Here is a 19487-nt window from a genome sequence, read left to right as displayed (position 1 = left end):
TGACCGGCGGGTGAACAAGCGAACAACGGGGGAATCATGGCAGGACAGCTCGATGACGCCTGGCCGGACCGGCCCGCTCCGGACGGTGGCCGGTCGTGACCGCGACCGTGGACGCGGCTGAGAAGGGCCGCCTCGCCCGGCTGCTCCCGCCGAACCGGGCGCAGCAGACGTATGCCCTGTCGACGCTGGTCTCCTCGACCGGCACCGGCCTCTACCTGACGGGCGCGGTCGTCTTCTTCGTCCACCTGCTCGATCTGTCCGCCGCCTTCATCGGCGCCAGCCTCACCACCGCCGGCCTGGTCGGCCTGCTCGCCACGATGCCCGCCGGACGCCTCGCCGACCGCGTGGACACCAAGCGTGCCCTGGTCGTCATCATCCTGGTCCAGGCGACGCTGTTCGCGCTGTTCCCGCTGGTGCAGGGGCGGGTGGCGTTCGTCGCGATCGTGATCGCCGTCGCCCTGGCCCAGGCGGCGGCCGTGCCGGTGCACAAGGTGCTCCTGTCCGACATCGTCGGGACCGGCTCGCGCGTGGCCATGGCGGCGTACAACCGGTCGGTCCTCAACGTCGGTATGAGCGTCGGTGCCCTGCTCGCGGCCCTCGCGCTCGCCTTCGACAGCCGTGCCGCCTACAACGCGATGCTGCTCGGCAACGCCCTGTCCTTCCTGATCTCCGCCATCCTGCTCAGCCGCCTGCGGATCGCCAAGCGCGCCGAGGCGCCGCCCGCGCCGCCCGCACGGGCCTGGCAGGTCGTCGGGAAGCACCCGCTGCGCCAGCCGCGCCTGGTCCTCTCCGCCGCGATCTGCGGGTTCCTGTACCTCAGCGCCGCCATCCTCGACATCGCCCTTCCCCTGCACGTCGCGCAGCACTCGAACGCGCCGAAGTGGGTGATCGGCTTCCTGCTGGTGATCAACACGATTCTCGTCGTCACGCTGCAGGTGCGCGCCAGCCGTGGCTCCGACACCGTGTCCGGGGCCTCCCGCGCCAACCGCATCGCGGGCATCGCGCTGCTCGGCGCCTGCCTGGTGTTCCCGCTCGCGAGCGGCCGCTCCGCCGCGGTCGCCGTCGCGGTCCTGGTGGTCGCCACCGCCCTGCTGACGGCCGGCGAGCTGTACAGCTCGGCCGGGTCGTGGGGACTGTCCTACGGCCTCGCCCCGCAGGGCCAGCAGGGCAGGTACCTCGCCAGCTTCGAGATGCTCAGCCACCTCGTCCAGGTCGGGGGTCCGCTGCTGGCCGCGTTCGTCGTGACCACCGGGCCGGTCGCCTGGCTCGCGCTCGGCCTGGCGTTCGCGGCCTGTGGCCTCGTGGCACCGGTCGTGACGGGCAAGGACGAGCCGGTGCCGGCGCCCGCCGGCTGAGGTCCGTCGCGCGGACCGGCGATCGTCGTCCACAGTGGATCGAATGATGGTCCACTGTGGACGAGATCGGACTCAGACGAACCCGCGCCGGCGGTTGAGCGCCTCGATGTCCGCGCCCGTCACGGACTTCACCGAGCCGTCCGCGAAGCGCAGGGTGAGGACGATGTCGCGTTGCAGGCTCTCGAGCCGCTCGGGCAGCAGCGCGTGGTCGTCGACGGCAGCCTGGATCAGGTCGAGCTCCTGGCTGCCGACGCCGTGGCTCAGCTCGGCTCCGCGCCCGACCAGGACGCGGTAGAGGTCGACGGTGTCGCGCCGCCGCAGGGCGCTGGCGGTCGGCGCGTCCACGAACTCGACCGCGTCCAGCGGCGCCAGGCAGCTGTGCTGGAAGTGGACGCGGCGTCCGGGTGCGGCCGTCCGCTCGTCCAGCACGGTGGGGAGCCGCTCGCCGAGGGCCGCCCGCGCCGCGAGCGCGATCAGGTCGATCTCCGCGGCGGCGCCGAGCAGCTCGGGGATGAAGCCGCCGATGCGGCCGTTCACCTCGATCAGGTGCGGCCCGTCCGCGCAGAGCTTCACCTCGACGTGCAGGGCGCCGACGGTCACGCCGAGCGCGCGCACGGCCCGGAGCACGAACTCGCAGATGTCCGCCCGTTCGGCCGGCGGGAGGTGGGCCGGCCAGAACTGCCCCGGCTCGCGGAACGGTGGCAGCAGCGGCAGCTTCCCGGTGACGGCCAGCACCACCGGCTCACCGGCCGCCATGACGACCTCGACCGAGACGTAGTCCCCCCATGGCGACTCGTCGCGGCCGACCAGGAGCCGCTCCACCACGTAGCCACCCGGCTCGTCGGGCGTGACGGCCGCGACGAGGTCCGCCAGCTCGGCCTCGGTCGACGCGCGGCGGGTGTCGCGGCTGCCCCAGCCCCGATCGGGCTTGACGAGGACGGGCAGACCGATCCGCCGCGCCGCCTCGTGGACCTCCTCCGCCGTGCCCGCCGGCAGGAACGGCACGTTGTCACAGTGGGACTCGGCCAGCCGCGCGCGTTGCGCCACCTTCGATCGCAGCGTGTCCGCCGTCTGCCGGGACATGCCCGGCAGACCCCACCGCTCGGCGGTGGTCGCCGCGGCGACGACGCACAGCTCGCTGTAGGTGACGATCCCGTCGATGCCGCCGAGGGCGGCCCTCGCGTCCTCCGGGGTGTCGAACACCGGCAGGTCGAGGGTCTCGAAGATCGGGGCGGCCTGCCGCGAACGGCTGTCGTCCGGACTGATCACGACGGCCAGCTCGGCGATCGGGTCGAGGCTCTGCTTGATGCTCCATGGCCCCGCCGACCCGTAGCCGTAGAAGCAGAGCAGGCGCGGTGCCGTCGATGTACGCAAGATCCATCTCTCCCCGTGGGACAAACGACGGGACGACGGTCCCGTAGAATTCTTCAGCACTGCCAGTGCCATATGGAAATGTTCGGATGGTCAGTCGATGACAGACGCCGCGCGGCCGGCAAACCTGGTGTGCTGGAACCGGTCGTCCCGGGCCACCACCGCTCTGGTGTGCATCTCGTGGGCGGGTGCGGGTGCCGCCCGGTTCCGCAAGTGGGCGCCGGCGATCGGCGACCACGCGAGGCTCTACGGAGCGCGGCTCGCCGGTCGGGAGGCGCGTCTCACCGAGCCTCCGCCGCAGACCGTCGACGCCGTCGTCGCCGAGCTGGCCGAAGCCGCCGCGGCCCTGCCCGAGGAGCGCATCGTCCTGTTCGGACACTGCTCGGGCGCCGTCATCGCCTACGAGGTCGCGCGGGCGCTGCGCGGTCTGCCGGGGCCGGTGCTGGACCACCTGATCGTGGTGGGTCAGGTGGCGCCGAGGCTGTTCGCGCAGGACGAGCCGGACGCGGGCGACCCGCTGCGCTACATCCCCGAGCACCTGCGCGACGACGCCGAGATGTTGCAGCTGCTCGTCCCGGTCATGGAGGCCGACCTGCGGGCGCTCGCGCGGTACGAGTACCGCCCGGGACCCGCGCTCGACGTGCCGGTCACTGCCGTCCGGGGTGGCCGGGACGGCTTCGTGAGCGACGCCGACCTGCGGACCTGGGCCGAGGAGACCACCGGGCCGTTCGTGTGCCGGCGGGTCGACGACGCCGACGACCTGTTCAGCGGCGACGCCTGGGCCGGCCTCGCTGACGAGGTGCTGCGGGCGTTGCGTGCGGAGTCAGCGCGCTGACCCTTCCAGGAAGGCCGCGAGGCTGTTGACCGTCGAGTGGAGGAAGACGTCGACGACCCGCAGCTGCGGCCAGCGCTCACGCAGCACGGCGACCGCCGCGACGACGTCGGCCGACGAGGCGCCGAGGTCGAAGAAGCCGACGTCCGGATCCAGCGACTCCTCGTGCAGCACGGCCGCCCACACCGCTCGCACCGCGGCCACCGGTGGACCGTCCACATTGGTCGCCGCAGCACCGTGTTCAGTCATGGAACCCCCGTTTCAAGGTCTCGCCGACGCGCCGCACGTACGCGACGTCTCCCGGGTCCAGCACGGTCACGATCACGCCGTCGACGCCGGCCGCCCGGTACCCGGCGAGTTGCTCCAGGACCTCGGACTCGGTCCCGCACAGGGCGAAGCCGCTCGTGGCCCGGGCGGAGAGATGGTAGAGCCGGCCGAGCCGGTCGACGGCGGTCTGCAGCTCGCGGTCGTTGTCGGCGATGAGGACGTGCCCCAGCCAGGTTTTCGTGATCTCGGCGGGGTCGCGCCCGATGGCCTCGCACGCGCGCTCCAGCACGTCGATCTTGTGGCGTACCGTGGCGGGCGCGCCGAAGAAGTTGCACGCGTCGCCGTACGCGGCGACCATCGGGATGAGGACGCGCTCGCCGCCGCCGCCGATGAGGATCGGCGGCCCGGACAGGTCGACCGGGCCCGGGACGTTCAGCGGCTCGGCGATCCGGTGATGCTCACCCTCGAACTTCGGCGCGTACTGCGTGAACATGGCACGGCAGATCTGCACGGCCTCGGCCAGCTGCCGTAGCCGGTCACCGGCCGGCGACCAGGGATACCCGTAGGCGCGGAACTCCTCCTCGTGCCAACCGGCACCGATGCCGAGGACGGCGCGACCGCGGCTGATGATGTCGATGGTGGTCACCATCTTGGCGAGCAACGCCGGGTTGCGGAACCCGCACGCCGTCACGAGCACACCGAGACGCGCCGACGTGGTCACGGCGGCGAGCGCGGCCAGGGTGGTGTAGGCCTCCAGGATCGGCTCCTCCGGGCCGCCCACCGCGTCGATCTGCTGGAAGTGGTCCATCGTCCAGAGGCTGTCGAACCCGGCTTCCTCCGCGGCCCGCGCGACCTCGCTGACGCGCGTGAAGATGTCGGCGTCGGCCACGCCGGGGAAGGAGTACCCGGCCAGTTGCAGGCCGAGACGCGTGACAGGGGCCGGCATCAGCGGTCCGCCTTCGCCGCGTCGCCCGCCTCGCCGGCGAGCGCCGACTCGATGTAGCGCGTCGTGCTGGCGATCGTGGGCGCGACGTACGGCAGGTCGAGCGGCACGTCGACGTGCAGGACCTCGCGCAGTCGTGCGCCGATCTCGACGGCGTACATGGAGTCGCCGCCCAGGTCGTCGACGAAGTGCGCCTCGTCCTGGATGGAGTCGATCCCGAGCACGCCGCGCCACACGGACGCCACGGTGTGCCGCACGCCGTTCGGTGCCGGTGCGGGCGCCGGAGCCGGCTCGGTGGCCGCACCGGTCGAGGGAGCAGGTTCCGGGGCCGCCCGTGGCAGCCAGTACCGGTCCCGCCGGAACGGGTAACCCGGCAGCGGGGTCCGGCCGCGCTCCTCGGGTCCGAAGTACGCCGGCCAGTCGATCCGGACGCCGTGCGCCCACGCGACACCCACCGCCTCCGCGAGGTCGAACGCGGGACCGACCAGCAGCCGTCCCGCGCCGGTCCGCGCGTCCCCGGCGTCGTCGCCGGGTGCGCAGGCGTGCACCGCCGCCGCCAGCGTCGCGGGGTCCGCGCCGGCGGCGGCCCATGCCACCACCGGCCGGGCCCACCGCGGTGCGTCGGTGCGCCCGAAGCTCATGCCGAGATCGGCGAGCACGCGCATGACGGCGGCGGCCGAGAGCGCCGCGGTGCGCAGGTCCGATGCCGCGCCGGCCGGCGCGGCGTCCTCGAGACCGGCCAGGGCCGCGCGGAACAGCGGCTCCGTCGTGGCCAGCCGGCGACCCATCGCGGCGAACTGCTCGTGGCCGCCGTGCAGGCTCAGCGACCAGCGCAGCGCCGGATGCGTCGGCGGGGCCGGGGCGCCGAGCTCCTCGAGCAGCCCCGTCAGGTCCGGGACGGCCGCGGCCCAGCGGTACTCGTACGCGGGCCGGCCCACCGCCAGGGTGTATGCGACGTCGGCCAGCTCGCCGGCGTCCAGCGCGGGCCGCTGTCGCAGGCGGTCCGCGAGTGCCGCGCGCTGGTCCGCGAGCTCGGACTCGGACCGGGCCGACAGCACGACGACCTGGCGGGGGCGCGACGTCGCCGCGGCGGGCACGTCGGTGGCCTGCTGGAGCACGACGTGGGCGTTGTTCCCGCCGAGACCGAAGGCGCTGACGCCGGCGACGCGCGGCCCGTCGGTCGTCCACGGCCCGGTCCGCGGGCGGACCGTGAACGGCGAGTCCGCGAGGGGCATCTCCGGGTTGGCCGACCGGAAGTGGAGGGTCCCCGGCAGCGTGGCGCGCTCGACGGACAGCGTGGCCTTGATGAGGCCGGCCACCCCGGCGGCCGCGTCGGCGTGGCCGATGTTGGTCTTGACGGCGCCGAGCACGCACGCCCCGCCCCGGCGCGGGCCGGTCCCGAAGACCCGGCGCAACGCCTCGAACTCGACCGGGTCGCCGATCGGGGTGGCGGTGGCGTGTGCCTCGATGTAGCCGACGTCGTCGGCCGCCAGACCGGCCCGCGCCAGCGCCGCCTCGATGACGGCCTGCTGGCCGGCGGCGCTCGGCGCGGTGAAGCCCGCCCGGGACCCGCCGTCGTTGTTGACGGCCCAGCCGCGGATGACGGCACGGCGATGGTCGCGGTCGGCGCGGGCGTCGTCGTCCCGGCGGAGCACCACGAGCGCCGCGCCGGAGCCCGGGACGGTGCCGGAGGCGTCGGCGTCGAACGACCGGCAGTGCCCGTCCGCGGAGAAGATCCCGCCCGGCGTGTACTCGTACCCGTCCATGTCCGGCATGAGCAGGCTGACGCCACCGGCCAGCGCGAGGTCGCAGTCGCCCACGGCCAGCGCGTTGCACGCGAGCGCGACGGCGCTCAGACTCGTGGCGCAGGTCGCCTGCACGGTGATGCTGGGGCCGGTCAGCCCGAGCTTGAAGGCGATCCGGGAGGCGAGGAAGTCCTTCTCGTTGGCGGCGAGCACGCGGGTCTCGGTGCCGTTGGCCGTCGGCCGCCCGGGCTCCGGCTCGGTCGCGGTGCGCCGCAGGTGGGGCAGCACGAAGTCGCGGAGGTAGTAGTTCTCGCCGCACCCGACGAAGATGCCGACGCTCTTGCCGTGTGCGCCGTGGTAGCCGGCGTCCTCCAGGGCCGTCACCGCGACCTCGAGCAGCACCCGGTGCTGTGGGTCCATGATGGCCGCCTCGGCGGGCGGGATCCGGAAGTGGTCGGCCGCGAAGAGGTCGACATCGCGCACCTTGGCCACCGCCGGGACGAACCGGCCGTCGGTGGCCGCGGCGCCGTCCCCGCGGGAGACGCTTTCGACCCCGTCGACGAGGTTGGTCCAGTACGTCTCGACGTCGTCGGCACCCGGGAACCTGGCAGCCATCCCGATGACGGCGATGGACGGTGTCCGTAGCAGTCCTGACACGGCGTTCCTTCCACGAGAATCCGTTGGTACTACAGGGTTTGACCGCGGTCTCTCCGGCTTCGGGGCACGCCGGACCGACGGAGGCGCGCGACGTCGCTCCGTGTGTCGCCTCCGGAGGTGGGGTGGGGCCGGCGGGGCGTCAGCGCGACGTCAGCGCCAGGTCCTCGACCCGGATCAGCTGGGCCTGCGCCCACCGGGCGACCCGCTCCGCGCGGGCGGCGTTCGACTCGCCGGGGTACGCGCTGTCGTACACGACCGACAGGTACTCCTCGGGGGTGATGCCGCACCCCGGCGCGGCCTGCATGCGGCGCAGCAGCCACTTGCGGCCGCGGCACAACTGGCCGGCGAGCAGCAGGCAGTGGTCGGCGGCGTTGACGGCGGCCAAGCCCGCGGACATCACGGCGCTCAGCTCGTCGCCGGCGGCGAGCTGCCCCGCGACGTCGTTCAACGCGTTGTCGGCCGCCATCTTGATCTTCCGGGCCAGTGCCCGTCCGTACGTCGAGTCGCGGATGAGCTGCTGCTTCTCCAGGAAGAACGCCTCGTTCGACAGCGGGACCGCGATGGAGACGCGGTACACGAGGTCCTGCATCGGGTCGCTGAGCCCGCACAGCTCGGGCTCGTTGCCGTCGAGGTAGGGCTCCAGCAGCCGCTCGAGGCTGTCGGGCTGCCAGACGATGAGGTCGACGCACACGTCGTCGTACCGGCCGTTCCAGCCGGTCCACGTCAGGCCCTTGGCGTCCCGCCCGGAGTAGGTCTCGGCGGACTCGTCGACGGGCAGCTCGGGCTGGTCGGCCGAGAAGACGTAGAGGTCGAGGTCGCTGAGCGCGTTGCCCCACCCTTCGGCTCTGGAGCCGGTCCAGCCGAAGGCATGGACGTTCTCCAGTCCGGGAAAACGCTTGAGGATGCCCTCGTACGACAGGTCCGGCGGCTGTGGGGCGGTCGGGGCCGCCGTCAGCACCGTGAGTGCGGGCGCGAACATGGAGGTCTTCCTTTCCCCGTGATGATCGCGTGCGGCATCGATGCCAGCCGACGCGGACCCGCACACTACAACCATGTGACCCCGGCCCGCTGCCCCGCTTTTGCTATGTACCGAATTCAATGTCATTGCGGACTGTCCGGCCGTCATTGTCCTATGTGGATCGTCGCGGAGAAGGGGCCACGCGGATCGAACGCCGTCTGTACACTCCTGCCCTAACCTGATCTGTCGAAGGAATGGAGCGGGTATGAACAGCGGTTCTACCGGCGGTGACCGGGTCCTCATCCGAAGCCTCGACGTGGCCGCCCGACTCGCCGGCGAGGTCGCCTCGCTCGCCGAGGTCGAGCAGCGCAGCGTGCTGCTGGAAACCATGCTGAGCCGGTTCGTCCTCAACGGCGACGGCCGTGATGTATGGGTGCGTATCGATGGACGGCGGACCGTCCGGGACATCGCCGCCGAGGTGGCGGCCGCATCCGGCGAGGACGTCGAGCAGGTCACGCCCGCCGTCGCGGCGTTCTGCGGGCGGCTCGCCGAGCATGGTCTCGTGAAAGACGTGACGTGACGGTCCAGCCGGGCCGGCTGCGCCGGACGCTGCCCAACGGCTGGTCCGTCGAGGAGATGTCGCGCAGCGAGACGGATTACCTGTACCGGGAAATCGTCGACGACATGGTGTACTCGTTGCCGGATCTCGGGACGCGAGACGCGACCGTCGTCGATGTCGGGGCAAATATCGGCCTGTTCTCGCTCTATGCCCACCAGGCCTGGTCCGTCCGGCGCCTCATCGCGATCGAGGCCATTCCCGACATCCGGGAGGTCCTGCGGCGCAATGTCGGCCACCTGCCCGGAGTGATCATTCCGGACGTGGCCGCCGGGGCCACCGAGCAGGAATGCGTCTTCGCCTACTATCCCGAATATTCGATGATGTCCGGCAGGCAGGCGGACCCCGTCGAGGACTTCGCACTGGTCCGGCGCCATGCCCAGCAGGCCCTCGGGCCCGACGTCGACGCCGACGTCCTGACCCACCTCGACGACCTGCTGCGTCCACGGTTCGAGCCGCAGTCCCGGCGGGTGCGGATGCTGCCGCTGTCGGCGCTCTGCGCGCAGACCGGGGTGTCCCACATCGACTTCCTGAAGATCGATGTGGAGGGCGACGAACTGTCGGTGCTCGGCGGGCTCGGCGACGTCACCGTCGGCCATGCCGTGGTCGAGGTCGACAGCCGCCGGTCATCGCCACCGGCCGTCAGGGCGGCGCTGGAGGCCAAACAGCTCGAGGTGACCGAGTTCGCGGCGCCGGGATACGAGGGATCCGGGCTGACCTACCTCATCGCGCGGGGACGGTAGCGGACCTGGTCACGTGATCCTCATTCATCGCTGATGGTCCGGGGTTCTCCGAACGCGCGGACCGAACACACGGGGGAAATACACCAGATGTCAAGGGAGCATGTTCAGCGCGAGCTGCGGTCGATCTGGATGACCGTGCTCGACGTGCCGGAGATCAATGACAGCGACGACTTCTTCGACCTGGGCGGCGACTCACTCCTCGCCGCGGTGATGACGTCGCTCGCGCGCAAGGTGGAGGTCCCGCTGCACGCCGGCGACCTCCTCAAGCACTCCCGTTTCACCGACCTCGTGACCGTGGTCCACGGCAAGGTGGCCGATGCGCAGCGGTGACCCCCTCGCCGGCCCCGTCACCCTCACGGAGGCGCTGGCCGGGTGGGCCGTGAAGGCACCCTCCGAGGTGGCCGTCGTGGACCTCGACCGGCAGCTGACCTATGGCGAACTGTGGCAGGCCGTCGAGTCCTTCGCGCACACGCTGGCCGCGCACGACGTGGCGAGCGGCTCGGTCGTCGCGCTGCGGCTGCCGCGCGGCTGGCGGCAGATCGTGGCGATCGCGGGTGTCCTCGCGGCCGGCGCGACCTTCGTCCCGGTCGATCCGGGGTATCCGGCGTCGCGGCAGCGGTACATGCTCGACGACTCGGCCGCGACCGCCTGCGTCGAGGAGGCGGACGGCGACCTGGTGGTGCGGCGGCTCACGCCCACGGCGGCCGTCCAGGCACCACCCGGCGCCGCCTACATCCTGTACACCTCGGGTTCGACCGGCGATCCCAAAGGCGTGGTCGTCGGCCACGAGCACGTCCTCGCCCTGCTGCGGTCGTGCTTCTCGTGGTACGACGTCGGCGAGCGCGACGCGTGGACCCTGGTCCATTCGTGCAGCTTCGACTTCAGCGTCTGGGAGATCTGGGGCTGCCTGCTCAGCGGCGGCCGGCTCGTGGTCGTGCGTCCCGACACCGTCGTCGACCCCGACGCCTTCGTGGCGCTGCTGGTGCGGGAGGGCATCACGGTGCTCAACCTGGTGCCGAGCGTGTTCCGGGTCATGGCCGACCACGCCATCGGCGCGGGGGCCGGGCTGCCGCTGCTGCGGTACGTGATCCTCGGTGGCGAGGCGATCAACGCCGGAGCGGTCGACCGGTGGATCCGCGGCGACGCCGGGCCGCGTTCGTCGGTGGTCAACATGTACGGGATCACCGAGACCACGGTCCACGTCACGTTCGCCCCGCTCGGTGCCCCGGTGGGCCGCCCCGACGGTGCCACGCCGATCGGCAGGCCGCTGCCGCACCTCCAGGTGCTCCTGGTCGACGAGGAGCTGCGGCCGGTGGCGCCGTGCTCGGTCGGGGAGATCCTGGTCTCGGGCGAGTCGCTCGCGTTCGGGTACTGGCGCCGCCCGGAGCTGACCGCGACGCGGTTCATCGAACGGGACGGGGTCCGCTGGTACCGCTCCGGCGACAAGGCGTACGCGGATCCGGCCGGGTACCTGTACTACGTGGGCCGCAACGACGACCAGGTGAAGGTGCGCGGGCACCGGATCGAGCTCGGCGAGGTGGAGGCGGCACTGCGCCGGCATCCGTGGATCGCCGACGCCGCCTGCGGGGTGGAACGCGGACCGGCCGCGAACGACCTGCTGGTCGCCTACGTCGTCGCGGCCGCCGCGCATCGCGGGGTGCCCGAGGCCCGGTTGCGCGCGTCCGTGCTGTCGCACCTGCGGGAGCAGCTGCCACGGCACGAGGTGCCGACGATCCTGCGACTGCGTGAGGCGCTCCCGCTCACCGTGACGGGAAAGGTGGATCGCGCGCACCTTCAGGGCGCGTGATCCGCGGCTCCGCGCAGACGCAACCCGTGGCGATCGGGCCTCGGCGCCGCAATGCCGGCGTCCAGGACCGGGCCGCCGCCTCAGCCTCCGGACCGGCTCGTCCCTCGACGAGCCTGACGCGACACCACCGGGGCTGACCGAAGCTCGCGCCGGCGTGCCCGTGCCGAGCGGTCGGAAAAGAGTATGCCAATCCGAAAGGAAGTCGTGAGATATGGCTGATCTTGGATCGAGCACGGACACGACGGTCAGGCAGATGGAGATTCCGGCGGAGCTGGCCACCGCAACGGCGGTGCGGGCGCTGCGCAACCTCGGTGCGTCCGGGCCGACCGCGGAGCTGGTCGCCGCGGAGCTGGTGGCCGCGGACCTGGCCGGCTACCCGTCGCACGGCATCATGCGTCTCCCGGAGTACCGCAAGGCCATCCGCCTCGGGAAGCTCGCGCCCACGGCCACGCCGAGCACCGAGCGCGTCTCCGACCTGGTGCACCTGGTGGACGGCAGGCTGGCGTTCGGCACGCTCGTCGCCGACGAGGTGGTCCGGGTCCTGCAGAGCGCGCCGGACGGCGCCGGCCCGGTGCTGGTGGGCGTCCGCCGCAGCGGTCATCTGGGGCGGCTGGCCCATCTGGCGCAGCGCGTGGCCGCCGGCGGCCGGGCCATCGTCGGGTTCGTGAACCTCAGCGGGGGTGCCCAGAAGGCGGTGCCCTTCGGTGGTGCCGAGGCCCGCCTGGGCACGAACCCCATCGTCTTCGCCTGCCCCACGGCCTCGGGGGATCCCATCGTCGTCGACCTGGCGACGACCGCGGCCTCGGACGGCTCCATCCGGATGGCGGAGGCCGCCGGGCAGACCGTGCCGGCCGGCCTGCTGGTGGACGCGGCCGGCCGCCCGGTCGACGACCCCGCGCGGCTGAACTCGGTGCCCAGGACCGCGTTCCTCGCGCCGCTGGGCGGTCTGGCCGCGCACAAGGGCTATGCCCTGTCGATCGCCGTCGAGATCCTCGCCGGCGTCATCGGCGGCGGCGGCGCCCACGTCGTCGCCGAGAACTCGGGCCGGGGCAACTCCGGCCTGTTCATCTCGTTCGAGCTGGGCGTGCTGGGGGACTCGGAGCAGGGCATCTTCAGCGCCATCAGCGACCTGGAGGCCTATGTCCTCTCGTGCCCGCCGGCAGGCACCGAGCCGGTCCGTATGCCGGGGCGCTCCCGGCGCGACCGCCTCCGTTCCGTGGTGCTGCTGCCGGGCACCGTGTGGACAGAGATCCGGGAGCTGGCCGAATCTTGATGGCGCTTGATGGCATGAGGACCACCGACCCGGCGGTCGCGGAGCGCGCGGACACGCTCGAGCGGTTCGCCCGGCGGGCCGTCGAGGCGTGCCTCGCCGGCGGCGGGATGCCGGTCACCGACCTGCGCGCGATCGACAGTCCCACCAACTTCGTCTACTGCGGCGCACTGAACGGGCAGCTCGTCGTCGCGAAGTTCAGCCTGCTCGGCCTGTCGAAGGCGACGCTGATGCGCAGAGCCGCGGCGACGGCCGACCCGTCGGCATGGCTCGAACGGGCACAACGCGCCCATCTGGCGGCCGGCGGGTCGGTGATCGACCGTGAGGCGGCCGTCATCCGGTTCCTCGGCCGGCGCATCGGGTCCGGCGTCCCCCGGATCCTGCTGCACGCGGACGGCGTGCTGGTGACGGTCTTCGAGGGGGAGGCGGAGTCGCTCGCCGGCCTCGTCAGGAGCGGCGATCCTGCCTGGCCGGGGCGCTTCGACGAGGTCGCCGCCGTGCTCGGCGACATCTGGCGGACCCCGCCGGAGCAGCTGCGCCGGGCGTTTCCGGACGCGCTGCCGGCGATGGCCGCCGGTGGTCTGCGACCCACCTTCGCCCGGAAGTTCGCCGGTGCGGACTCCGGTGACTACCTGGCCTACCTCGGCCTGCCCGACGAGGCCGCGAAGGCGATGCTGCGGCTCGCCCCCCGGCTGCTTCGTGCCTCGGAGCCCGCGGCGACGGGTCCGGCGGTCGTGTTCGGCGACCTGAAGCCGGATCACATCCTCTTCTCGCCGGACCGCGGGGTGGTCCTGATCGACCCGGCCGTCCACCTCGGTGACCCCGCGGCGGACCTGGCGAGGTGCCTCGCGCGCCTGGCCATGATCGCCGCGGGCGGGCCGGAGGTGCACCGCGTCGCGGCCGGTGCCGCCGGCCTGCTGACCGCGGCCGCCCGGAGCGACGAGGTGCTGGCCTCGTTGATGGTCATGGACGTGCTGAACATCCTCAGCACGCGGACCGTGCTGGAGACGCAGCGGGTCACCGTCGCCGGCTGGCCGGACTGCCGGGGCGCCGGCGAACGGTTCGCGGCGTTGCTGACCACTCTCCTGACCACCCTCACGGCGCGCCGGACCGCGCTGGACGTCCACGAGGCCTGCTCGATGCTCACGGCGACCGCGGGTCGCGCGCAACGGGCCGGAACCGCGCGGTGAGCGCCGTTTCCGGACCCGGGTGCGGCGGCGGCCGGTCGACTCTTGAAGCCCATTGGGGGAGACACGTTCGATGACCACATCACAGGTATTCATCATCGGTGAGCGGCGGAGCGGGACGAACCTGCTGCGCCTGATGCTCGGGCGGCATCCCGGCATCAGCGCACCGCACATGATCGGCGTGCTGCGGCGGATGATGCCGCTGGCCGGCGCCTACGGCGACCCGGCCGGACGCCCGGCCTTCCGGCAGATGATCGCCGACACGTGCGACCTCATCGCCTCCGGCCCGGTCGCCTGGACCGGCCCCGCGCTCGAGGTCGACGCGCTGGAGCGGCGCTGCCGGGGCACCTCGTTCATCTCGATCCTGTCGGCCGTGATGGAACTGTGCGCCGAGGCGGACGGCGCGCGGATCTGGGTCAACAAGGAGGCGGACGCGCTCAGGTGGTTCGAGGAGCTGAAGGACGAGCTGCCGGACGTCCGCTTCGTCTACCTGTACCGGGACCCGCGGGACGTCTGCTACTCGTTCTCGAACATCGCCCACGGCGAGAAGCATCCGTACTTCCAGGCCCTGCAATGGGTCCAGACGCAGCAGGCCTGTCTCGCCGGCATCGACCGCATCCCGGATCCCGTCCACTTCGTGCGCTACGAGGACCTCGTCACGGACCCCGAACGAGTGGTGCGCGACCTCTGCCGGTTCCTGGACCTCCCGTTCGACGGGCAGATGCTGGAGCAGCACAAGAGTGCCGAGGCGCAGCACATCGCCAAGGTCGGCACGCACTGGAACAACCTCGACCGGCCGATCACCGCCGCTGCGGTGGCGAAGTACAGCGGCAATCTCAGCAGTCACGACATCGCGATCATCGAGTCCCTGGCCGGTCCGGCCATGGACCGTCTCGGCTACCGTCGCGACGTCCTGATGACGGGCAGCCGGATCGTGTTCAGCGAGGAGCAGATCGCCGCCTTCGCCGCCGAGAACCGGGACCGCAAGGAGGCGGCGCTCGCGGTACTTCCGTCCGACCGCTGGGAGCGGACCGGGCGGCAGCGGACCCTGATCGAGTCCATCCGGCAGCGAGACCACCGGCGGCCCGCGGCGGCCGCTGCGGCGCAGCTGCCGTTCGACCTGTTCCTGATCCGGCACGGCGAGATCATCTCGGCCGAGGACACCGAACGGCTGGCCCGGGTCCGCGCCGGGGAACACGTCGAGAACTTCCCCCTGTTCGCCGGCGTCCCGGAGGACCGCGGCCTGACCGGGCAGGGCAGGAGCCAGGTGCTCGCCATCAACGGCTGGCTGGACGGGGAATGTCCCGGCGTCCTCGGCGCGCAGCACGGCGATTTCAGCGATTGCTCCTTCTGGATGTGCGACGACATCCCGGGCAACACCCGGACCCATGAGACGGCGTTCGGCCTGGACGTTCCCGGAGCGCTCTGGCAGAAGACGGAGCTCCTGCACGACCGCCTCTGGGGCACCCTGGGCTCGTCCATCACCCGGCGGCAGCTCCGGCAGCTCCAGAAGGACGCCGAGGATCCGTACACCTGGATCCCGCCCGGCGGCGGCAACAGCATGGCCGAGCTGGTCGAACGGGCGAAGCAGTTCCTCGGGCTCCTCGAGAGCGACCCGCCGAAACGGGCCGCCTTCGTCTCCCTCCACGGTGAGGTGCTGATCAGCATCGCGGTGGCGCTTCGTGGGCTGACGCCGGACGAGTTCACCGTCCTGTTGCGGGCCGGCGAGTTCGACATGGGCAACGGGGTGGTGTGCCACATCTCCCGTCGCGACCCCGTCTCCTCCGACCTGCGACCGGCCCCCGTCTGGGAGCGGCTGGTGTGCCCGTGGGACCCCGGCCGCTCGCGCAACGGCGGCGCCTGGACGCTGAACGAAACCGTGCCCGCCCGGGCATGACGCCCCGGGCCTTACCGGCCACACCGATCGACACATGACAAGGAGAAGGACGACGATGTCGCTGGACGAAGTGGTGGTGATCGGCGGCGGGCACGCGCAGCTGTGCCTCGTCGAGGCATTGCTGGAGCTGCACCGCCCATTGGTCGTCATCGACGACCGGCCGGGCATCCCGGCGCTGGACCTACCGGTCGAAGTGGTGCCGATCCACCGGTACGACGCCGAGGCCATCACCCGGTTCGCGCTGGACCGGCGCCCGGGGTCCGTCGCGTCCGGGGGGAGCGACGAGGCGGTGCTCATCGCCTCCCAGCTGGCCGTCAGCCTGGGCCTGCCCTTCTACGTCACGCCCGGGACCGCGGCGCTGCCGATGCGGAAGGGCGAGGTCCGGGATCTGCTGAGCGCGGCGGGGGTCCCGGTGCCCAGAACGACCATCGGCGACTCGCCGGAGCATTTCGAGACGCTCGACTGGGACACGTTCAGCTTCCCCGTGGTCGTCAAGCCCGACGAGGGCATCGGGCAGACCGCCGTGGACAAGGCGAACTCGCGGGAGGAGGCATTCGACAGCATCCGCCGCGCGTTCGCCGCGACCAAGAACGGCAGGGTCGTGCTGCAGGAGTTCGTCAAGGGCTCCGAGCTGGGCGTCAACGGCATCGTCGTCGACGGGCGGTTCCACCTGCTGACCACCTCGTACCGCAACTCCCAACGCGAACGGGGCGGCGCGTTCGGGGTGGCGATGGAGAAGATCTTCCCGGCGATCACCGGACGCGCCGAGCTCGACTCCCTGCAACGGGTGCTCCAGCAGGCCTGCGAGGCGCTGCGGATCACGCACGCGCCGATCTACGCGCAGGTGATGAGCACCGGCTCGCAGTTCCGGGTGATCGAGGTCATGCCGCGACTCGGCGGCGGCGAGGACGCCCGCCTGGTGCGGCTCGCCACCGGCTTCCACCTGTCCAAGGCCGCGGCCCTGCTCTCGCTCGGCCTGCCTGTCGACCTCCCCGCGCTGTACGAGTCCGGGAAGCACAGCGCGGTGATCCTCCGCTTCCTCCGGGCCGACCCCGGTGTCGTCACCGCAGTCAAGGGGGTGCAGGAGGCCGGGGCCGTCGCCGGCGTCGACCGGGCGACCGTGTTCTTCCGGCCGGGCGACCGGGTCGCCGCGATGAAGAGCTCGCGGGAGCGCGCCGGGTTCGTCCTCTCCTTCGGCGACACCGTCGCCGAGGCGCAGCAGGCGGCGTTCGCGGCCGCCGAGCTGATCACCATCGAGACCACCGACGAGCAGGAGGGGGCCGGGACATGACGGCTGATCGTGCCACGGCTTCACCCGGCGACCGCGGACCGGGCTACTTCGTCGCGATCTGCGGGATCGACGGCAGCGGCAAGAGCACGCAGGTGGCCGCGCTCGGCAGTCACCTCGCCACCCGGGGGGCCGTGCTCACCACCCGCATGCCGAGCGACGCCTACCGCCGGGACCCGGTGGTGCGGTGCGTGCAGGACATGGCCGACGACGACCCGATGATGCTCCCCGAGGTGGCACTGCTGGCGGCCTTCGACCGCCACCGCCACATCCGGGAGGTCGTCCGGCCGGCGCTGCGCGAGGGCACGGCGGTGGTCACCGACCGGTACATCTACAGCGGCTACGCCTACATGGTGGCGCGCGGCCTGGACGGTCCCTGGCTGCAGACGCTGTACCGCGACATCCTGCTGCCCGACCTCGCCATCTACCTGGATGTCGATCCGGCGCTCGCGATCCGGCGGATCATCGCCCGGGACAGGTGCTCGAACAAGCGCGAGGAGCTGGACCTCAAGCGGATGAACAAGGTGCGCCAGACCTACCTGGACCAGTTCTGGGACGACGGCGTGAACTTCCGGGTCGTCGACGGTGAGCAGCCGCTGGAAGCGGTGACGGAGCAGGTGGCCGCCCTGGTCGACCGGTACGACCCGCGCCGGGTCCAGCCGGCACCCCCACTCACCTGATCGGACTTCTCATGGACCTTGTCCCTCTGCTGGCCGTCATCAGTCTCCTGGCGGTGGTCCAGTCCGTCTTCGGCGTCGGCCTGCTGCTGTTCGGCACCCCTTTGCTGCTGCTGATGGGCCACGGGTACGTGGACCTGCTCTACGCGCTGCTTCCCGCGTCGATCACCCTGAGCCTGCTGCAGCTGCTGCTGGACCACCGGGCCGGCCGCCATGAGTTCGGCGGGTACATCGTGTGGGTGGTGCCGGCGATCGCCGCCGGCGCGGTGACGTCACTGCTGTTCATCGACGACGTCAACATCAGGCTTCCCGTGGCGGCGCTGCTCGTGGTCGGCGGCGTGCTCCGGCTCAACAAGCGGGCGCGGGCCTGGGCGCGTTCGGCGTGCGAGGCCGGCGGGCGGCCCGTGCTCAGCGCGATCGCCGTCGTGCACGGGGCCACCAACATGGGCGGTGGCCTGCTCGCGGTGTACGCCGGCACGCGAAGCGACGAGAAGCGGGAGATCCATCGCATCGTCGCCACGGTCTACCTGCTCTTCGCCGGCTCGCAGCTCGTCGTCCTGTACCTCGTCGAAGGACCTCCGCCGAGCTGGCCGCTGCTGTTGGTCTCCATCGCCGGCGCCGCGGTCCCGTACCTGCTGCTCGGCCGGCGGGTCTACCGGTGGGTGTCGGACAACCGGTACCAGCTCTACTTCTCCGCCTACATGTTCTGCTGCGCCGGCTCCCTCATCTGGCAGGCGGCCAGATGAGGGGTCGCCCGTGAAATCATGTCCCTCGATCCGGCTCCGGAGGCCGACGGCGGGGAGAAGTCCGTTCCTTGGGGACGCGCGTCCGGCGGTGGGTGCCGCCGTGGGTGGTCGTGGCGCTGGCCGCGTGTGGTTTCGGCCCGTCGGGGTTTCAGCCGACCGAGCGGTCGCAGGTGCTGGGGGAGTGGTGCGGTGGCGACTCCGGTTACGACTGCCTGACGCGGGCGGCGGCCGTGCCGTGCCGTGCGGGTGGCGTGAGCTGCGACGACAGGCGACCGTACAGTGTCACGTGTTAGTGTCGGCTCCTGGTACGGGGTACGTGCGAGGAGCGTCAGATGTTCGGATCGGCGATGCTCGACGAGCGCGGGGTGCGGCCGGGGACGATGGCCGCGGGCCAGGTCCACCTGAGCGGCGCCCGGGACGCCGTCACCGTCGACGCGGTCACGGTGACGCTCATGACCGTGGTCAGCGGCGTCGAGGTCGACTTCCTGCGCTGCCAGGTGTCCGCCGGGTTCACCCTCGCGGCGGGCCGGAGCCGGGCGATCCCGTTCGAGCAACCGCTGCCGTGGGAGACGCCGTTCACGCACTTCGCGGGCGAGCCGCTGCCCGACGTGGCGGTGCGGCTGCGGACCACGGTCACCGTCGCGGGCGAGCCCCTCGACGTCGGGGTGACCCCGGTGACGGTGCACCCGACGGCGGGGCAGTGGCGGGTGCTGGCCGGGCTGCGGCAGCTGGGCTGGACGTTCCCGCGCTGCGAGGTGCGTCAGGGCACGGTGCCGGGCGTCCGCCAGAGCGACCCGTTCCTGCAGTGGTTCGACGGTGCCGGGCCGCACGGGGCCGGCCGGCTGCGGCTGACGTTCGTCGCCAACCCGGTCGGTGCCGACGTCCTGATCGACGCCGCCGGGGGCGACGACGACCCGGGCGGGCGGTACAGGTTCGCGGTGCGCCACGACGACGACACGCTCGACGTCCCCGCGCTGCTCGAAGACCTCCTCCGCCCGCTGCCCGCCACCCGCTGAGGCCCGCGCCTGTCGGCCGCGCCTGTCGGCCGCGCCTGTCGGCCGCGCCTGTCGGCCGCGCCTGTCGGCCGCGCCTGTCGGCCGCGCCTGTCGGCCGCGCCTGTCGGCCGCG

At 72.2% G+C, this 19487-nt stretch carries 18 protein-coding genes; 13 read left to right on the top strand and 5 right to left on the bottom strand.

Annotated elements, in window-relative coordinates:
• Nucleotides 1–95 precede the first annotated feature (95 nt).
• A complete protein-coding gene (locus ACZ6TV_RS15425) occupies nt 96–1355 on the top strand; it encodes an MFS transporter (protein ID WP_465297807.1) in 1260 nt (419 codons plus the stop codon).
• 72 nt (nt 1356–1427) lie between these two features.
• Here the strand turns inward: ACZ6TV_RS15425 and ACZ6TV_RS15420 are convergent, their stop codons facing one another.
• Nucleotides 1428–2729: an ATP-binding protein gene (locus tag ACZ6TV_RS15420; RefSeq protein ID WP_465297806.1), complete on the bottom strand. Its 1302-nt coding sequence runs from the start codon at nt 2727–2729 to the stop codon at nt 1428–1430.
• Nucleotides 2730–2826: 97 nt separating this feature from the next.
• Here ACZ6TV_RS15420 and ACZ6TV_RS15415 point away from each other — a divergent pair, with 97 nt between their 5' ends.
• Complete coding sequence (locus tag ACZ6TV_RS15415; protein ID WP_465297805.1) at nt 2827–3561, top strand: thioesterase II family protein; 735 nt, start codon at nt 2827–2829, stop codon at nt 3559–3561.
• On the opposite strand, the gene ACZ6TV_RS15410 is transcribed toward ACZ6TV_RS15415, so the two are convergent.
• The 4 genes from ACZ6TV_RS15410 to ACZ6TV_RS15395 form a co-directional block, all read right to left on the bottom strand.
• Nucleotides 3550–3762, bottom strand: a complete 213-nt coding sequence (locus ACZ6TV_RS15410) for a phosphopantetheine-binding protein (RefSeq protein WP_465297804.1) — start codon at nt 3760–3762, stop codon at nt 3550–3552. The genes ACZ6TV_RS15415 and ACZ6TV_RS15410 overlap by 12 nt on opposite strands.
• A gap of 37 nt (nt 3763–3799) precedes the next feature.
• Complete coding sequence (locus ACZ6TV_RS15405) at nt 3800–4771, bottom strand: TIGR03560 family F420-dependent LLM class oxidoreductase (RefSeq protein WP_465297803.1); 972 nt, start codon at nt 4769–4771, stop codon at nt 3800–3802.
• Entirely contained in the window at nt 4771–7170 is a 2400-nt protein-coding gene (locus ACZ6TV_RS15400; RefSeq protein ID WP_465297802.1) for a beta-ketoacyl synthase N-terminal-like domain-containing protein, read from the bottom strand. The genes ACZ6TV_RS15405 and ACZ6TV_RS15400 overlap by 1 nt, the downstream gene beginning before the upstream one ends.
• A 139-nt stretch (nt 7171–7309) precedes the next feature.
• Entirely contained in the window at nt 7310–8149 is an 840-nt protein-coding gene (locus ACZ6TV_RS15395) for a hypothetical protein (RefSeq protein WP_465297801.1), read from the bottom strand.
• Nucleotides 8150–8393: 244 nt separating this feature from the next.
• On the opposite strand from ACZ6TV_RS15395, the gene ACZ6TV_RS15390 reads away from it, so the two are divergent.
• The 11 genes from ACZ6TV_RS15390 to ACZ6TV_RS15340 all read left to right on the top strand — a co-directional run bounded on the left by ACZ6TV_RS15390 (nt 8394) and on the right by ACZ6TV_RS15340 (nt 19375).
• Nucleotides 8394–8708, top strand: a complete 315-nt coding sequence (locus ACZ6TV_RS15390) for a PqqD family protein (RefSeq protein ID WP_465297800.1) — start codon at nt 8394–8396, stop codon at nt 8706–8708.
• Nucleotides 8705–9487 carry an FkbM family methyltransferase gene (locus tag ACZ6TV_RS15385; RefSeq protein ID WP_465297799.1) on the top strand — a complete coding sequence of 261 codons (783 nt, stop codon included), beginning with the start codon at nt 8705–8707 and terminating at the stop codon, nt 9485–9487. Before ACZ6TV_RS15390 ends, ACZ6TV_RS15385 begins: the two co-directional genes overlap by 4 nt.
• Nucleotides 9488–9520: 33 nt before the next feature.
• Nucleotides 9521–9817 (top strand): phosphopantetheine-binding protein, encoded by a 297-nt coding sequence (locus tag ACZ6TV_RS15380; protein WP_465297798.1) that lies wholly within the window; start codon nt 9521–9523, stop codon nt 9815–9817.
• Nucleotides 9804–11294, top strand: coding sequence for an amino acid adenylation domain-containing protein (locus ACZ6TV_RS15375; RefSeq protein ID WP_465297797.1), 1491 nt, complete (start codon nt 9804–9806; stop codon nt 11292–11294). Before ACZ6TV_RS15380 ends, ACZ6TV_RS15375 begins: the two co-directional genes overlap by 14 nt.
• A gap of 253 nt (nt 11295–11547) precedes the next feature.
• Complete coding sequence (locus ACZ6TV_RS15370; protein WP_465297796.1) at nt 11548–12567, top strand: Ldh family oxidoreductase; 1020 nt, start codon at nt 11548–11550, stop codon at nt 12565–12567.
• Nucleotides 12568–12581: 14 nt separating this feature from the next.
• Nucleotides 12582–13754 carry a phosphotransferase family protein gene (locus ACZ6TV_RS15365; protein WP_465297795.1) on the top strand — a complete coding sequence of 391 codons (1173 nt, stop codon included), beginning with the start codon at nt 12582–12584 and terminating at the stop codon, nt 13752–13754.
• 70 nt (nt 13755–13824) lie between these two features.
• A complete protein-coding gene (locus tag ACZ6TV_RS15360) occupies nt 13825–15648 on the top strand; it encodes a sulfotransferase (RefSeq protein WP_465297794.1) in 1824 nt (607 codons plus the stop codon).
• A gap of 55 nt (nt 15649–15703) precedes the next feature.
• Nucleotides 15704–16939 (top strand): ATP-grasp domain-containing protein, encoded by a 1236-nt coding sequence (locus ACZ6TV_RS15355; protein WP_465297793.1) that lies wholly within the window; start codon nt 15704–15706, stop codon nt 16937–16939.
• Nucleotides 16936–17616 carry a dTMP kinase gene (gene tmk / locus ACZ6TV_RS15350; RefSeq protein ID WP_465297792.1) on the top strand — a complete coding sequence of 227 codons (681 nt, stop codon included), beginning with the start codon at nt 16936–16938 and terminating at the stop codon, nt 17614–17616. Before ACZ6TV_RS15355 ends, tmk begins: the two co-directional genes overlap by 4 nt.
• 11 nt (nt 17617–17627) lie before the next feature.
• On the top strand, nt 17628–18359 hold the full coding sequence (locus tag ACZ6TV_RS15345; RefSeq protein ID WP_465297791.1) for a TSUP family transporter: 732 nt from the start codon (nt 17628–17630) through the stop codon (nt 18357–18359).
• Nucleotides 18360–18691: 332 nt separating this feature from the next.
• On the top strand, nt 18692–19375 hold the full coding sequence (locus ACZ6TV_RS15340) for a sporulation protein (RefSeq protein ID WP_465297790.1): 684 nt from the start codon (nt 18692–18694) through the stop codon (nt 19373–19375).
• Nucleotides 19376–19487: the final 112 nt, after the last annotated feature.

This window comes from Dactylosporangium sp. NPDC051087 (assembly GCF_055586325.1).
Note: the sequence above shows the minus strand (reverse complement) of the source record. Positions and strands in the feature narration are given on the sequence as shown.

Coding starts and splice junctions, on each gene's coding strand:
- ACZ6TV_RS15355 (WP_465297793.1), top strand. CDS start 15,704: ATGTCGCTGGACGAAGTGGTGGTGATCGGCGGCGGGCACGCGCAGCTG.
- ACZ6TV_RS15345 (WP_465297791.1), top strand. CDS start 17,628: ATGGACCTTGTCCCTCTGCTGGCCGTCATCAGTCTCCTGGCGGTGGTC.
- ACZ6TV_RS15360 (WP_465297794.1), top strand. CDS start 13,825: ATGACCACATCACAGGTATTCATCATCGGTGAGCGGCGGAGCGGGACG.
- ACZ6TV_RS15390 (WP_465297800.1), top strand. CDS start 8,394: ATGAACAGCGGTTCTACCGGCGGTGACCGGGTCCTCATCCGAAGCCTC.
- ACZ6TV_RS15415 (WP_465297805.1), top strand. CDS start 2,827: ATGACAGACGCCGCGCGGCCGGCAAACCTGGTGTGCTGGAACCGGTCG.
- ACZ6TV_RS15340 (WP_465297790.1), top strand. CDS start 18,692: ATGTTCGGATCGGCGATGCTCGACGAGCGCGGGGTGCGGCCGGGGACG.
- ACZ6TV_RS15380 (WP_465297798.1), top strand. CDS start 9,521: ATGGTCCGGGGTTCTCCGAACGCGCGGACCGAACACACGGGGGAAATA.
- tmk (WP_465297792.1), top strand. CDS start 16,936: ATGACGGCTGATCGTGCCACGGCTTCACCCGGCGACCGCGGACCGGGC.
- ACZ6TV_RS15365 (WP_465297795.1), top strand. CDS start 12,582: ATGAGGACCACCGACCCGGCGGTCGCGGAGCGCGCGGACACGCTCGAG.
- ACZ6TV_RS15395 (WP_465297801.1), bottom strand. CDS start 8,149: ATGTTCGCGCCCGCACTCACGGTGCTGACGGCGGCCCCGACCGCCCCA.
- ACZ6TV_RS15370 (WP_465297796.1), top strand. CDS start 11,548: ATGGAGATTCCGGCGGAGCTGGCCACCGCAACGGCGGTGCGGGCGCTG.
- ACZ6TV_RS15405 (WP_465297803.1), bottom strand. CDS start 4,771: ATGCCGGCCCCTGTCACGCGTCTCGGCCTGCAACTGGCCGGGTACTCC.
- ACZ6TV_RS15375 (WP_465297797.1), top strand. CDS start 9,804: ATGCGCAGCGGTGACCCCCTCGCCGGCCCCGTCACCCTCACGGAGGCG.